The following is a 15267-nucleotide window of genomic DNA, read 5'->3' on the forward strand; positions in this document are numbered from 1 at the left end:
AGCCAGGCTATTGCCTGGTTTTTTCTTTAGAGAATCTATTCTTTTGAGGGTTCAATAACCCCTAAATTAAATCGTAATCCACTATAATAAAGTTATACTGACACAATTTGTCTATACCCACTTTCGCAGTTTTGAGTTAAAATACCTCTATATGTATTTTAAGGAGAGAGAACAATGAAGAAGGTTTTCATAGCATTTATGTTTTTGTCATTGATTACTGGCTGTTCAGGCGGTTCTTATACAGATGTATCCGTTGATGAGGCAAAAGAATTGATCGACAGCGGAGAAGTCGAAGTCCTGGATGTCCGCACTCCTGAAGAGTTCGCGGAAGGCCATATCCCCGGGGCTAAGCTAGTGCCCTTGCAGGTCATCGACAGCATGCTTTCAGAGCTTGACAAGAACCAGAAATATCTAGTCGTCTGCCGCAGCGGCAACCGCTCGACTCAGGCAAGCGGCATCCTCGTGGAAAATGGCTTCAAGAATATTTACAATATGACCGGCGGAATGAATGAGTGGAAATTTGAAATGGAGCAATAAGACAAGAAGCATCTCGTGGGCGCGAGATGCTTTTTCCATATAAAAAAACCTGCTTTGCAGCAGGTTTTTCCCCTTGAATTATGCGCGTGATACGTAAGACGCATCTGTTGTGTTGATGATTAGTCTGTCTCCCTGGTTTACGAAGAAAGGAACCTGTACAGTCAGGCCAGTTTCCAATGTAGCAGGCTTAGTTCCGCCGGAAGCAGTATCACCTTTGATTCCTGGCTCTGTGTCCGTTACTTCCAACTCAACTGTGTTCGGAAGTTCAACTCCGAGTGTTTCATGACCAAATTGCATGATGTATACTTCCATGTTCTCTTTAAGGAATTTCAATTCATATTCAATAGATGATCCTGGAAGTTCAATTTGCTCATAAGACTCGTTGTCCATGAATACATGCTGATCGCCGCTTGCATACAAGTATTGCATCTTGCGGTTTTCGATTTGTGCTTTCGCTACTTTTTCACCCGCACGGAAGGTTTTTTCCTGGATTGCTCCTGTACGAAGGTTACGAAGCTTTGAACGGACGAACGCCGCGCCTTTTCCCGGCTTTACGTGTTGGAAATCAAGAACACGCCAAATTCCATTGTCCACTTCAATTGTTAAACCTGTACGGAAATCGTTTACTGAAATCATTGTTTGTATATCCTCCTAATGTCGACTTATAGAATGATGAGTTCTTTAGTAGAATGTGTCAGTGACTCATTATGGTCAAGGGTAATGACAGTATCGTCTTCAATCCTTACCCCGCCAAGTCCAGCAATGTAAATCCCCGGCTCTACAGTCACAACCATGCCTGGTTCAAGGACGGTATCAGACCTGAATGAAAGCCCCGGTCCTTCGTGGACTTCCAGGCCAATTCCATGACCTGTGGAGTGGCCAAAGTACTCGCCATATCCTTTTTCCGTAATGAAATTGCGTGTCAGCGCATCCGCTTCCTTGCCTGTCATGCCAGGTTTGATGCCTGCCATTCCACGAAGCTGGGCTTCAAGCACAATATCATAGATTTCCTTCAGCTTATCTGAAGGCTTGCCCATTGCAACTGTACGAGTAATATCAGATACATACCCTTTATAATATGCACCATAATCAAGGGTTACAAAATCGCCTGCTTCAATCACTTTGTCACTAGCTACTCCGTGAGGAAGGGCGGAACGAAAGCCAGAAGCTACAATGATATCAAATGAAGAAGATGTTGCTCCCTGTTTCCTCATGAAGAATTCCAGTTCATTCGATACCTCGAGCTCTGTCCTTCCTGGACGGATAAACTCAAGTATATGTGTAAACGCAGCATCTGCAATGGCTGCTGCTTCCTTTAATATCTTAATCTCTGAATCAGTCTTAATCAAGCGTAACTTTTCAATTTCACCTGATACAGGCACCAATTCAGCTTCTATGCCTTTATCGAAGGTTTTATATGCTGAGTATGTAACATGATTTTCTTCAAAGCCGAGCTTCTTGACGCCCAGGTTCTTCGCCTGTACAGCTACCTCGTCCTGGATGAGTCCCTTGTGGAGAACAACGTCGTAGCCTTCACATTGCTTTGCTGCTTGCTCTGTGTACCTGAAATCCGTGATGAATAAAGCTTTGTCTGCACTGATCAGCACCATGCCGGCTGAACCGGTGAAACCTGTCATATATCTGCGGTTGAAATCACTGGTGACGAGCATTCCATCAATTCCTAGCTTTGCGAAGCTTTCGCGCAATTTTTGTATCTTATCCATAAACCTATTCCTCCCCTTTTCCTCTTTTGAACGCTTCAAGCGCCAATTCATACCCAAGCAGGCCTAAGCCTGCAATCTGTCCCTTTGCAACAGGAGCAATGACAGATTTGTGCCTGAATTCTTCTCTCTGATAAACATTGGAAATATGTACTTCGATAACAGGACAGCCAATTCCTGCTATTGCATCCCTGATGGCATAACTATAATGCGTGAACGCTCCAGGATTGAAAATGATGCCGTCTACTCCCGTGTCTTCCGCCTCATGGAGTTTGTCAATCAATTCCCCTTCATGATTGGATTGAAAGCAGATGATTTCGATTTGGCTATCAACCCCAAGCTGAACCATCCGTTCTTCCAAATCTTCCAGCGTGCTGACACCGTAAATACCTGGCTCCCGTTTTCCCAATCTGTTTAAGTTCGGACCATTAAGCAGAAGAATTTTTTTCATAAAAAGGCTCCCGTAAAAAAAGAATGTTCAATAAGAACATTCTATCATAACTGTTTTCATGAAAACTACCAGGAGACGCTCAGGAGGTCACTTCTTGCTTATTTTTCTCCCGATTGCGATTTTCATTTTCTTCATATGAAATAGAATAACCAACAAAAACACCATACAGAACATAAAAGCAAATCGATGTGATGATGGTGTCCTTAGATAAATCCCAGAAAGGCTTGATTCCAGGGAATAAAGGATTCAGGACGTAAAATACCAGAAAAAACAGTGCAAGCCCGAATGCTGCTCCGGCCCAGATGCTTTGGATTTTTCTCAGAGCTGCATAGTAAATCAGGGCAGCACCTGCTGAAACGAGGCCAATTGCGATAATGGAAATGACCGTACCAAGCCACTGCTTTTTCCAGGCTCCGAGTGCCCATGGCTCTAGGATGACATTCGGGCGGATGTCGGTGAAGTTGAATATGTAAGCCAAATAGGCCAGCGAACTCCAAAATATTCCGCCAAACAATCCTGTGATGATCGTCATGGTAAGGAAAGACATCGGTTTTTCGCGCTGATTTTGTTCAAGGTTCTCGTGATTTTCTGCCATTGTTGCACCTCCATTTCCTAGTATGTCCCGGACCAGCCAATGAATTGCATGCGCTGGAAAATTTGTTGCACAGACTGTCCTGCCTGTAGAGCTTTGTGTTATTTTTTAGTAAAATAAAGTTAACACTACAACGACTAAAAAGGTGAAAAGCTCGCCTTACTTTCTTGATGGATTTGGAAATCTTTCGTTTAAATAAGTTTTAAAAAGGAAAAAGAAGCAGGAGAAGCGTATAAAATCGAAGAATTTGTATAAAGTAATCGTTGGCGAGTTTAAAAGTGGATAAAATTGCTCATGATGCTTGTAGGGAGGTGGCTTTCTTTGAAGAATCGAACTTCTATGTATATTGTTTCCGGACTGATTGTCCTTGCTATCTTTGGCTTTGCTTATCAACTGTTTACTGATCCATTAAGTATCCTTACAATGCTTGCAATTATTGCAGTGGTCGGTGCAGTCATTTATTTCCTTGTTACCCGTTTGACAGGTTCTAGTACTGGAAGGGAGCAGCAGCGCGCATTCCAAAAGGCTGCCAAACGATCAAAAAAGCGGTTCCAGTCAAAAGAAGCAAATGCTTCCTCAAAACGTTCAAAAATAAGATCCCTTGCATCGGCACGGAAAAAGAAAGATGCTTCACATTTAACTGTCATTGACGGCAAAAAGAGCAAGAAAAAAAATCGGGCTTCATTCTAGAGCTCGATTTTTTTGTTTTCTGATATTGGTCGTGGAAAGAAACGAGAAAATTATTGATCAGTAACACCATGACTTGAAAAACTTCTCGGCATTCTTTTTGCCTAGCTCGATTAGTTCTAGTTTCTTTTCATCAGACAGCTGGAATTCTGTCGTCAAATGGCCCTCTGTCGGAATAAAAATGATATTTCTCTCATGTTTTCTCGATATATACCTGGAGTCGTGGGCATCCTTCATCGTTTCAAATAATGCTTCAAACATATTCAGTGCATTCTTAATCTTGTTGGTTGGCTGCTGTGTCAGGTGATGGCTGAGCTTTACGCCTAAAACAGGCCTGACTTTTTTTACATTTTCTTTATCAAACAACCACATCGGAAAATTGCTCAATACTCCGCCATCCACCACGATATTGGTGCCAACCCGGTCACGCAATTTTACGGGTTCAAAGAAAAATGGAAGGCTGCAGCTCATTCTTATGGCTCTGGCCACTGGAAATGTCCGCGGATCCACCCCATATTTTAGAAGATCATCCGGCAGGATCAACAGCCTTCCGTTGGTCAGGTCAGAGGCAATGATTCTCAACGCATCCGGCGCCAGATCTCCAAAGGTCCTTAACCCTCTTGCAGCAAGCTTATCAGCGATCCAGCATTCGAGTTCATCCCCTTTATAAAGGCCAAGACGCCAGTACACAAAAAGCCATTTTGTAAGGGCTGATGGAAAGAACGTTTTCCTTGAATCCAGAAATTTTTTCAGGTCCAGGTCATCTAAAATGGCAGCCATCTCACTGCTTGTATAGCCCGCTGCAAGCAACCCGGCAATCAAGGAACCCGCACTCGTCCCGGCGACCCTTTTAAAACGGAATCCTCTTTCCTCTACCGCAGCACGGGCGCCTATCAATGCCAATCCTTTAATTCCTCCGCCAGAAAAAACGCCGTCTATATACATTAGAGCCACTCCCGTCGATGTAGTTCCATCTTTACATCTTTAAGCGCTCCATTTGCAAAATAGTACGGCGTACAAGGTTAAAAATTATGTTTTATGTGAAATACTGAATTTCTGCTTGAGGGAAAAAGGAGTGGATATATCCGCGGATCGTTTCCTCCAGGTCTTTCGCCTCATCCGTTTGGTAAACATATTTACCGATCCCATAGCGTCCCCATTTATATTTCCGCTTTTCTTCATCCATTTCAAGCTTTGATTTAGGATATCTTTTTTGAATGACATTTTTTGCAGGCTTGGTGAAGCGGTGCTGTATGAGCTCAAAGCTCAAACCTCTTAGGTTCACACCTTCCAGAGAGTGGCTTAATCTCTCGAACAGCTCATAATAGCCCTCTTTCCAGCCTTCATGGATATAGATCGGTGCAACGATGAACCCAAGCGGATACCCTGCTCCCGCAACCTTCCTTGCTGCTTCAAGGCGTTCATCGAAGGAGGAGGTGCCAGGCTCGAAGTTTTTGATGACATATCTGGCATTGACGCTGAAGCGGAATCTTGTTCGCCCATTGTGTTTGGCATCAAGCAGATGATCAACATGATGGTATTTAGTCACAAAACGCAATTGCCCGAAGTCAGACTCCCCGAAGAATTCAATCGTCTTCTTCAATGCATGTGTCAGGTGATCGATCCCTACAATGTCCGATGTACATGCCGCTTCAAACCGGGTGATTTCAGGCTTACGTTCATCCATATATTTTTGCGCCTGCTCGAAGATTTCATCGAGGTTGACATAGGTGCGGATATACGGCTTGCTTCCCAATGTGGTTTGAAGATAACAGTAATGGCAATGCCCCATACATCCTGTGGCGAGCGGAATGGCGTACTCAGCGGAAGGTTTTGATGTATCGAACTTCAGTGTCCTTCTCACACCGACGACAAGAGTGGATTTCGCATTCCGGTATTGCTGCAATTCATTCTCGCCAGGAATTCCGCGAACCTGATTATGTGAAGTGGTCTCCCTGATTTCAAGCCCCATCTTCTCGAATTTGTCCTTCAATTCACGTCCAAGCGGGTACTCCAGTGCCTGGGGTTCAATGTAGACCAGCTGTGGTTCAAAAGCTTTCATAGTCATACCTCATTTCTATCCATAAATCGATATTGTTATTATGGACAGAAATATGAAAAGAGGATGGAAAAAATATTTCCATCCTCAAGCAAAAATTATAGGCCGCACTTTAATTGTGCATTACAGTTTGTACAAGTATTGCATCCGCCGATTTCCTTGACTTCGCCTTTTCGGCAGACTGGGCATGTGTTTCCGACTCCGGAGCCGATTGTGACGTTCGTTGAACGCAATTCGTTGATTGTATCGACGAGAACAACATGCTGTTTTTGCTTTTCTTTCTTATCGATTTCTTCTTCCATCGTGTTCTCTTCGGCTTTAAGAGTCAATACTTGAGAATCACGTGAACCGTCGACATAAACGGTGCCGCCCTTCGCTCCGCCTTTGTACAGTCGCTCATATACTTTTTCAACCTGTTCGACGCTGTAACCCTTCGGTGCGTTGACGGTCTTACTGATCGAACTGTCAATCCAGCGCTGGATGACGCATTGTACATCCGCATGCGCTTCAGGAGCCAGTTCCATTGCAGATACGAACCAGTTTGGCAGGTTTTCAGGATCTGCATCCGGATTGCGGTCAAGATATTCCTGAACGATATCAGCCTTCACTTCGATGAACTTGCCAAGACGGCCGCTTCGGAAGTAAGAGAAGGAGAAATAAGGTTCAAGGCCAGTTGAGACGCCAACCATTGTTCCAGTAGATCCTGTTGGAGCAACCGTTAGCAAGTGTGAGTTGCGAATCCCATTTTCAAGGATCGATTCGCGGATATCTTCAGGCATTTTCTTCATGAAGCCTGTGTTCATGAATGCCTTGCGAAGCCTGTTGGTTTCTTCATCTGTTCCACCTTGGAGGAACGGGAAGCTTCCTTTTTCCTTCGCCAGTTCAACAGAGGCGCGGTATGCGGAAGTGGCAATGGTTTCGAAAACCTTATCGACAAGCTGGTTTCCTTCTTCAGAACCGTACTCAGTTTCACAGTAGATCAGCAAATCATGAAGTCCCATTACCCCAAGACCGACACGGCGCTCGCCAAGGGCTTGTCTCTTATTATCTTCAAGGAAATATGGTGTCGCATCGATAACATTGTCCTGCATGCGGACGCCAACTTCAACCGTACGTTTTAGTTTTTCAAAGTTCACGGTCTTTGTTTCTTTGTCCGCCATCTCAGCAAGGTTAACCGCCGCGAGGTTGCAGACAGAATTGGGTGCGAGAGGTTGTTCCCCACACGGATTCGTCGCTACAACCTTCTGTCCATATGCCTGTGCGTTTGTCATGTCATTGGCATTATCGATAAAGAAGATGCCTGGTTCTGCTGAGTATGTCGCACAGATGTTGATTAGGTTCCATAATTCTTTCGCCTTGATTTTTCTATAGGTACGCACTTTATATCCGAGCTTTTCCCACTCGCGGACGTCCCCGATCTTATGCCATTCTTCGTTGTAAACCTTCATTGTCTCAGCATCATAGGTCTCAACATCCGGGAAGCGAAGTTCATAATCTGCATCGTTTTCGACTGCGTCCATGAAATCCTTTGTCAGAGTGACTGAAATATTTGCGCCTGTGAGGAATTCTGAGTTATGAACAGTATAAGTTCCGCCTGTTGCAAGTTTTTCTTCAGCCGCTTTGATTATATCAGCGCTGAATCCACCATAACCCGGGATGCTCTTATAGTTAACGATTCCCTGGTACATTGCTTCTTCCTGCAATGTAAGTGGTGTGAATTTTAATTTTTCCTTCGCCATTTTCTTGATTGACTCATCATTTGTGTTTTCAATCAGGAAGCGAAGAATCCTTGGATTTTGCATTTTAGAAATGATGAATTCGACAATGTCAGGATGCCAGTCCGAAAGCATGATCATTTGTGCACCACGTCTTGACCCGCCTTGCTCAACCAGATGGGTAAGCTTGGCGATGTCATCCAGCCATGAGACCGAACCAGATGATTTTCCGTTTACGCCCCTTGCCAATGTGTTGCGAGGTCTTAGCGTAGAACCATTCGTTCCTACCCCGCCTCCGCGGCTCATGATTTCCATGACCTGCTTGCGGTGTTCTGAAATGCCTTCGCGTGAGTCTTTAACGAATGGCATGACATAGCAATTGAAATAAGTAACATCTGTTTCCGCACCAGCTCCATACAGTACACGGCCGGCAGGAATGAAGTTCAGTGAAACGAGTTCATGGTAAAACTTCTCGAACCATTCCTGGCGCTTTTCTTCTGTTTTTTCCACTGCTGCCAGACCTGTCGCATTCCTCTTGGCGATTTGCTCGTAGAATACTTCAAGCGGCTTTTCAATTACATCAAGGGACCTTCTGATCACTCCGGTAGCCGATTCTTCCGGATCATCCAAAACGCCGCGGAATTCTTCGTCCACCAGTACCTTTGCCGTTTTGCTCTCCCAATCAATATCTTGTATGAACCCAAGGCCGCGGGCTGGGAACTTTGGATCCTCTTTGATGGTAAGTACGACGAAATCCCCATTTGATAGAGTGATTTTTTCAGTGTCTTTAAACGTATAGCGATCCAGCATGACCAATCGTGAAACGCCTTTGTGTGTAAGTTTCATATCAGGTGTAATAGGGTAAACCTGCGGGAACAGCTTAATATCCTTGTTCAGGCTCTCTACATTCAGGCTCATTTTTTGTCTAAAAGTAACAGACATTTCTACAACTCCTTCAAAGGTTTTAATTCTATATTTGTGTAATGACTAGAAGTATGTAATTCTAGCTGCTTTTCTTGAATTACCCTTACGTTATCATAACGAAACACCAAAAATCAATATATAGTGTAGTTTAAATTTTCGACAACACTATATATGGTGTTTAGGTCAAATGACAAGCATTTTGTCAAACATGAAATCTATCAAAAAAGAGAGATAAAAAGAGAGAAAGTCAGAATTCCCCCAGTAAATGATAAAAATCAACAAATTTCGAGGGTTGCACTTTTTAAAATCTGTCCGACTCCTAGAAAATACTGGATAAAAGCAAAAAAAGCGGTTTTCCGCTTTTTTTATCTTTTAAAATTCCACTCATCCGATTCGTATTTATCCTTTGCCAGTTTATTGACATAGTCAAGCTCTTCAGGACTTAATGAATAAGGCTCCAAAATAATTCCTAATCCATTTTCAAAGCCAGATCTGAAAGCTTCCTTCGCTTCATCAAGGCTAATCGTCCGGCTGCTGATTTCGTTGATCGCAACAGCTTTTGTCTTGAAAGCTTTTTGCATCCGTTCCTTAACACGATCATTTGGATATTTAAACAAGCTGAAAAGTTTGTCCTCATCCAAATCCAGGAGGATTGAACCGTGCTGGAGGATGACCCCTTTTTGCCTTGTCTGGGCACTGCCGGCGACTTTGCGACCCTCTACTACCAGCTCGTACCAGCTGGGGGCATCAAAACAAACAGCAGATCGCGGGTGCTTAAGCGCCTCTTTTTCGGCAGAGGTTTTTGGCACAGCGAAATAAGCCTCCAGCCCAAGTTTCTGGAATCCTTGTAAAATCCCCTCTGAGATGACACGATACGCTTCAGTAACTGTTTTTGGCATATCAGGATGTTCTTCGGTTACAATGACACTGTATGTAAGCTCATGTTCATGCAGGACACCCCTGCCTCCAGTCGGCCTTCGAACAAAACCAAGACCATATTGGCTGACTGCCTCCATGTCAATCTCGCGCTCGATATTTTGGAAGTATCCGACGGACAGTGATGGCGGGTTCCAACCGTAAAAGCGGATTACCGGAGGAATTTTGCCTTCACCATGCCATTCCAGCAGGGCTTCATCCAGCGCCATATTGAAAGATGGTGAGTTCTCTCCGGAATCAATGAATCTCCATACCTCTTTTTCCATACCATTACCCCATTTTAAATAGTTTGCAGTGAAGATTTTTTTAGTCTAACAAAATATGTTTCAAAAGCAAAGCAGCTTGTTTCGAAAGAAATTTGATAAATTCCTTTGCTCTCAGGTGAGAAGGCTTATATAATTATAAGTGGCTCAGCTAAGCTTGAAAGGAGAAATATGTTTTGGATACACTTATTTTTTTAATTGTACTTACGGCGGCAATCCTTCTCTACTCCGTCTACCAGTATTTCCGTCAGAAGAAAATCGTCAAGACGTTAACGGAGGAAGAGTTTAAAAGCGGATACCGTAAAGCACAGCTGATTGATGTGCGCGAACCGAACGAATTTGCCGGCGGACACATCCTTGGCGCAAGAAACATCCCGCTTACCCAGCTTAAGGCACGCTTGAAGGAAATCAGACCGGACAAGCCCGTCTACCTCTATTGCCAAAGCGGCTCCCGCAGCGGCCGTGCTGCACAGATGCTTTACAAGAAGGGCTATAAGGATCTTTCCCACCTGCAAGGCGGTTTCAAAAAATGGGGCGGCAAAATCAAAGCGAAATAAACGATATTTCCATAAAATCACCCCTCAGCGGTAAAGCTGGGGGGTTTAACAATGTTTCCGATTTCTATAGAGATTCTTCTTCATCAGCTGCAGATCTCCTCGCAGAGAAAATAGCACTTCCCCATACTGTAATTCCTGACAGGAACACCATTAAATATATGTTGAAGAAGATGGTGTTTGTATACTGATTCAACCATGGAAAACGATAGATCCTGGATTCTGGCTCATCTGGTCCTCCTCCCAGCATTGAAATAAGTTCAGAGCTATCAGACCAGATCCTGGAAAGCGAATAAAGGATGATAAGGGGCAATATAAGAGAAACCAGCAGCTTCACTCTGCCATTCATCACATCCTTGAAAAAGAAAAATAATGCAGTCAAATAGATGGTGAGAACCATGAAAAAAGGGATAATCAGAAGGAGCGCCGGGTTCCCGTTCCCTGATACGACATGAGGTTCAATTGTCAGAAGATCAATTCCTGCAATCAATACCAGACATAATAATGCCAGACCGACCAAAGCTGCCAGTTTTTTAGCTGTAATGACTTCCTTACTCATAAAAAAAGACAATAGATAGCGAAACGGCTTAATGAGTACAAAAAAAATAAGGACAATGAGAAACACGAGTAAAAAATCCATTTTCGTTCCTCCTATAGCATCATAAAAAAACTCTATCCCTACTATTCTCTCTATAAATTTCCGTTTCCTTCTTCATTTTGCCTCCTGCTGTTATTTTTTTCTTCCACCAGAGTTTTTGTATTTAGACGGGACAGACCATTTTGAACAAAAAACCCTGCCTATATCGGCAGGGCTAATAAAAAATCTATTCAGCTTTTTGGTAACGCAGGATTGGCTTTCTTGCCGCTGTAGTTTCATCCAGACGGCCAACCACTGTGGAGTGCGGCGCTTCCTGGACGACTTCCGGATTTTCTTCCGCTTCTTTTGCGATTTGGATCATGACGTCGATGAAAGCATCAAGCGTTTCCTTGGATTCTGTTTCTGTTGGTTCAATCATGATCGCTTCTTCTACATTCAATGGGAAGTAGATAGTTGGCGGATGATAACCGAAATCCAGCAGGCGCTTTGCGATATCCAATGTACGGACACCAAGCTTCTTCTGACGCTTGCCGCTAAGGACGAATTCATGCTTACAGTGCCTGTTGAATGGCAGGTCATAATACTCGGCAAGCCTTCTCATCATGTAGTTAGCGTTTAATACTGCATATTCCGTAACAGCCTTCAGGCCATCTGGACCCATTGTACGGATATACGTGTACGCACGGACATTGATCCCAAAGTTGCCATAGAAGGGCTTAACCCTCCCGATGGACTGCGGGCGGTCATAATCGAACTTATACACACCATCCTGTTTTGTCACGATTGGCTTAGGCAGGAACGGAATCAAGTCCGCTTTCACACCGACAGGACCCGAACCAGGGCCGCCGCCGCCGTGAGGGCCTGTGAATGTCTTATGAAGGTTCAAGTGAACCACGTCAAAGCCCATATCTCCCGGACGAGCCTTTGACATAACAGCGTTAAGGTTCGCTCCATCATAATAAAGCTTTCCGCCTGCACCATGGACGATTTCAGCCATTTCAAGGATGTTTTCCTCGAATAGTCCAAGAGTATTCGGGTTGGTCAGCATCAAGGCTGCCGTATCTTCACCGACTACCTTTTTAAGGTCTTTCAGATCCACAAGACCATTTTCATCCGATTTTACCGTGATCGTTTCGAAACCAGCAACCGTGGCAGATGCCGGGTTTGTTCCATGCGCTGAGTCCGGTACGATAACCTTCGTACGATTATGATCGCCATTTGCTTCGTGGAAGGCACGGATCATCATCAGACCAGTCCATTCACCGTGTGCACCGGCTGCCGGCTGAAGAGTCACTTCGTCCATTCCTGTAATCTCGATTAAATGCTCCTGCAGGTCGTACATTAATTCAAGTGCGCCCTGAACTGAGCTTTCGTCCTGCAGCGGGTGCAAATGAGCGAACCCGTTGAAGCGCGCGACATTTTCATTCATCTTCGGATTATATTTCATCGTACATGAACCTAGGGGGTAGAAACCTGAGTCTACACCGTGGTTACGCTTGGACAATGCTGTGTAATGGCGCATGATATCAAGCTCGGAAGCTTCAGGAAGTTCTGGCTCCTCTTCACGCAGGAAGCCTTCTGGCAGTAGTTCAGATAAATCCGTTTCAGAAACATCCATTTCAGGCAGGCTGTATCCGACACGGCCTGGTGTGCTTAATTCAAAAATGAGTGGCTGATCTTCCTTATGCATTGATATCCCCCATTTCTTTTACAAACGTATCGATTTCTTCCTTCGTTCTCAGTTCAGTTACCGCAACAAGCATGTGGTTCACAAGTGCGGAATCATCACGGCCAAGATCGTAACCCCCGATGATGCCTTTTTCAAGAAGCTTCTGGTTCACTTCTTTAACCGGCTTGTTAAGCTTGACGACGAATTCATTAAAGGATGGACCTTCAAACGCGATATCGAAGCCATTTTCCTTGAAAGCTTTCTTTGCATAATGTGCTTTCTGGATATTGGCCACAGCCATTTCACGGACACCTTTCTTGCCAAGAGCCGTCATGGCAACAGAGGCAGCAAGGGCATTCAATGCCTGGTTGGAGCAAATATTGGATGTCGCTTTGTCGCGGCGAATATGCTGTTCCCTCGCCTGTAGTGTCAGCACGAATCCACGGCGGCCCTGATCATCCTTTGTCTGGCCGACAAGTCTGCCCGGAACTTTTCTCATCAACTTGCCACTAACAGCGAAATAACCGCAGTGCGGTCCTCCAAAAGCAGTCGGAATTCCAAACGGCTGGGCATCCCCTGCCACAATATCGGCACCGAATTTTCCTGGAGGCGTCAATGCTCCCAGTGCAAGCGGATTGCTGGAAACTACAAACAAGGATTTGTTTTCATGTGCGATTTCCTCGATTTCCTTCATCGATTCGATACGTCCAAAGAAGTTCGGATATTGGACGATGACAGCAGCTACTTCATCATTCGTCTGCTCCTTCAATGCCTCAAGGTCAGTCACTCCGTCTTTGTGAGGAACCTCTACCACATCAATGTATTGCCCTTTCGCGTATGATCGGACAACATCCTTGTATTCTGGATGAACTGCACTGGAAATCAGGATCTTTTTGCGTCTTGTATGCCCGGCGCTCAGCATCGCAGCCTCAGCTAAGGCCGTTCCGCCATCATACATGGAAGAGTTGGCGACTTCCATCCCGGTCAATTCACAGATCATCGTCTGGAATTCAAAGATCGCCTGCAGCTCGCCTTGGGAGATTTCAGGCTGGTATGGTGTGTATGCCGTATAAAATTCTGAACGTGACAGAACATGGTCGACAATTACCGGAATGTAGTGATCGTAGACCCCAGCACCGATAAAAGAAGAATTCATTTTCAGGTCAGCGTTTTTGGCAGCCATTTGAGCCAGTTCTTTCATTAGAGCAGTCTCAGGCTTTGCGGGCTTGATCTTGTATTCTCCGGCAAATCGGACCTTTTCAGGTATATCGCTGAACAGTTCATCTATCGTCGATACGCCGATGCTTTCCAACATTGCATTTTTATCACTTTCGGTCAGCGGTAAATAGCGATGCTTCATAACTTTTTCCCCTCTCTGGTTTTACTTTTTGTCTCTTTTATAAAAAGGTGTGCCTGAAACAACAGCTTTCAAGCGCTTGCCGCGGATCTCAACTTCCACTTCATTGCCAAGCTCGGTTTCCTTAGTATTAATAAGTGCTAAACCTATATTTTTCTTAAGGGTTGGAGATTGCGTCCCGGTTGTTACTTCACCGATTTTCTCATCTCCTTTATATACAGCATAGCCATGGCGCGGAATTCCGCGATCGACCATTTCGATGCCGACAATCTTCCTTGGCAGGCCATTTTCCTTTTGCTGTTTAAGGGCTTCTTTGCCGATGAAATCTTCTTCCTTATTCAACTTCACCGCGAAACCGATTCCTGCTTCAAGCGGGCTGATTTCTGGTGAAAGCTCCTGGCCGTACAATGCAAGGTTCGCCTCAAAGCGAAGTGTATCCCTCGCACCAAGACCGCACGGAACGACACCTTCCTCTTTTCCGGCTTCAAGGATTTCCTCCCAGAGGCTCACTGCATCTTCCGATTTGCAATAAATCTCGAATCCATCCTCGCCCGTATAACCTGTTCTTGAGATCAGGGCTTTCTTGCCGTTTACATCAACCTCTTCATTGAACTTGAAGAATCCTATTGTGCTTAAGTCGTGGTCCTTCAACAGCTTTTGAAGGACCGCTTCAGCAGCAGGCCCTTGCAGCGCCAGCTGCCCCATGCCTTCAGAAAGGTTTTCAATCTGGACATCCCCCTCTAGGTGGCTCTCCATCCAGTCAAAATCCTTCTCGATATTGGACGCGTTTACTACCAGAAGATAATGGTCATCTTCCAGCTTATAGATTAATAAATCATCGACAGTGCCGCCAGTTTCATAGCACATGGCTGTGTATTGCGCACCGCCGTTCTTAAGCTTTGAAACATCATTTGTCATCATTTTCTGTAAATACTTCAGACTATCGGGGCCTTTCACCTCGATTTCTCCCATATGGGAAACATCGAATAATCCGGCTTTTGTTCTTACTGCTTCGTGTTCTTCCTTAATGCTGGAAAACTGGACAGGAAGCTCCCAGCCTCCAAAATCAATCGTCTTGCCGCCGTATTCCTTATACACGTCGAATAACGGTGTGCGTTTCAATTCAGTCATTATGTATCCCCCTTCGTCTTTCGCCTTAACGACCAGATTGCAGTTTTTTCATAAGCCAGCAAAAAAGGACAGA

The 15267-nt window shown here is 44.7% G+C and carries 15 protein-coding genes; 3 read left to right on the top strand and 12 right to left on the bottom strand.

Annotation, left to right across the window (positions count from 1 at the left end):
- The first annotated feature begins 174 nt into the window (after nucleotides 1-174).
- Nucleotides 175-537, top strand: coding sequence for a rhodanese-like domain-containing protein (locus EJA10_RS09995; RefSeq protein ID WP_125479858.1), 363 nt, complete (start codon nucleotides 175-177; stop codon nucleotides 535-537).
- A 78-nt stretch (nucleotides 538-615) separates the two neighbouring features.
- Here EJA10_RS09995 and efp read toward each other — a convergent pair whose 3' ends face one another.
- The 4 genes from efp to EJA10_RS10015 all read right to left on the bottom strand — a co-directional run bounded on the left by efp (nucleotide 616) and on the right by EJA10_RS10015 (nucleotide 3304).
- Nucleotides 616-1173 carry an elongation factor P gene (efp, locus tag EJA10_RS10000; protein WP_125479859.1) on the bottom strand — a complete coding sequence of 186 codons (558 nt, stop codon included), beginning with the start codon at nucleotides 1171-1173 and terminating at the stop codon, nucleotides 616-618.
- A gap of 26 nt (nucleotides 1174-1199) precedes the next feature.
- The gene (locus tag EJA10_RS10005) at nucleotides 1200-2261 is read right to left on the bottom strand and encodes a M24 family metallopeptidase (protein ID WP_125479860.1); all 1062 of its coding nucleotides are present in this window, start codon (nucleotides 2259-2261) and stop codon (nucleotides 1200-1202) included.
- A 4-nt stretch (nucleotides 2262-2265) separates the two neighbouring features.
- Nucleotides 2266-2709 (bottom strand): type II 3-dehydroquinate dehydratase, encoded by a 444-nt coding sequence (gene aroQ, locus EJA10_RS10010; RefSeq protein WP_125479861.1) that lies wholly within the window; start codon nucleotides 2707-2709, stop codon nucleotides 2266-2268.
- A gap of 79 nt (nucleotides 2710-2788) precedes the next feature.
- Nucleotides 2789-3304, bottom strand: coding sequence for a YqhR family membrane protein (locus tag EJA10_RS10015; RefSeq protein WP_125479862.1), 516 nt, complete (start codon nucleotides 3302-3304; stop codon nucleotides 2789-2791).
- Between the two features lie 318 nt (nucleotides 3305-3622).
- On the opposite strand from EJA10_RS10015, the gene EJA10_RS10020 reads away from it, so the two are divergent.
- Complete coding sequence (locus EJA10_RS10020; RefSeq protein ID WP_125479863.1) at nucleotides 3623-3991, top strand: SA1362 family protein; 369 nt, start codon at nucleotides 3623-3625, stop codon at nucleotides 3989-3991.
- Between the two features lie 57 nt (nucleotides 3992-4048).
- Here the strand turns inward: EJA10_RS10020 and EJA10_RS10025 are convergent, their stop codons facing one another.
- The 4 genes from EJA10_RS10025 to EJA10_RS10040 all read right to left on the bottom strand — a co-directional run bounded on the left by EJA10_RS10025 (nucleotide 4049) and on the right by EJA10_RS10040 (nucleotide 9888).
- Entirely contained in the window at nucleotides 4049-4933 is an 885-nt protein-coding gene (locus EJA10_RS10025; protein WP_125479864.1) for a patatin-like phospholipase family protein, read from the bottom strand.
- A gap of 91 nt (nucleotides 4934-5024) precedes the next feature.
- A complete protein-coding gene (gene splB / locus EJA10_RS10030; RefSeq protein WP_125479865.1) occupies nucleotides 5025-6050 on the bottom strand; it encodes a spore photoproduct lyase in 1026 nt (341 codons plus the stop codon).
- A 95-nt stretch (nucleotides 6051-6145) separates the two neighbouring features.
- The gene (locus EJA10_RS10035) at nucleotides 6146-8704 is read right to left on the bottom strand and encodes a vitamin B12-dependent ribonucleotide reductase (RefSeq protein WP_125479866.1); all 2559 of its coding nucleotides are present in this window, start codon (nucleotides 8702-8704) and stop codon (nucleotides 6146-6148) included.
- 347 nt (nucleotides 8705-9051) lie between these two features.
- The gene (locus EJA10_RS10040) at nucleotides 9052-9888 is read right to left on the bottom strand and encodes a lipoate--protein ligase family protein (protein ID WP_125479867.1); all 837 of its coding nucleotides are present in this window, start codon (nucleotides 9886-9888) and stop codon (nucleotides 9052-9054) included.
- Nucleotides 9889-10061: 173 nt separating this feature from the next.
- Between EJA10_RS10040 and EJA10_RS10045 the strand changes: the two genes are divergently transcribed.
- Nucleotides 10062-10442, top strand: a complete 381-nt coding sequence (locus EJA10_RS10045; protein ID WP_125479868.1) for a rhodanese-like domain-containing protein — start codon at nucleotides 10062-10064, stop codon at nucleotides 10440-10442.
- Nucleotides 10443-10506: 64 nt separating this feature from the next.
- Here EJA10_RS10045 and EJA10_RS10050 read toward each other — a convergent pair whose 3' ends face one another.
- The 4 genes from EJA10_RS10050 to gcvT all read right to left on the bottom strand — a co-directional run bounded on the left by EJA10_RS10050 (nucleotide 10507) and on the right by gcvT (nucleotide 15194).
- Entirely contained in the window at nucleotides 10507-11079 is a 573-nt protein-coding gene (locus EJA10_RS10050) for a hypothetical protein (protein WP_125479869.1), read from the bottom strand.
- 184 nt (nucleotides 11080-11263) lie between these two features.
- Entirely contained in the window at nucleotides 11264-12727 is a 1464-nt protein-coding gene (gene gcvPB / locus EJA10_RS10055; RefSeq protein ID WP_125479870.1) for an aminomethyl-transferring glycine dehydrogenase subunit GcvPB, read from the bottom strand.
- Complete coding sequence (gcvPA, locus tag EJA10_RS10060) at nucleotides 12720-14066, bottom strand: aminomethyl-transferring glycine dehydrogenase subunit GcvPA (RefSeq protein WP_125479871.1); 1347 nt, start codon at nucleotides 14064-14066, stop codon at nucleotides 12720-12722. Before gcvPA ends, gcvPB begins: the two co-directional genes overlap by 8 nt.
- Nucleotides 14067-14087: 21 nt before the next feature.
- Complete coding sequence (gcvT, locus tag EJA10_RS10065) at nucleotides 14088-15194, bottom strand: glycine cleavage system aminomethyltransferase GcvT (protein ID WP_125479872.1); 1107 nt, start codon at nucleotides 15192-15194, stop codon at nucleotides 14088-14090.
- Nucleotides 15195-15267 lie beyond the last annotated feature (73 nt).

The sequence above is a fragment of the Mesobacillus subterraneus genome (assembly GCF_003937825.1).
Classification (GTDB): Bacteria; Bacillota; Bacilli; order Bacillales; family Cytobacillaceae; genus Mesobacillus; species Mesobacillus subterraneus.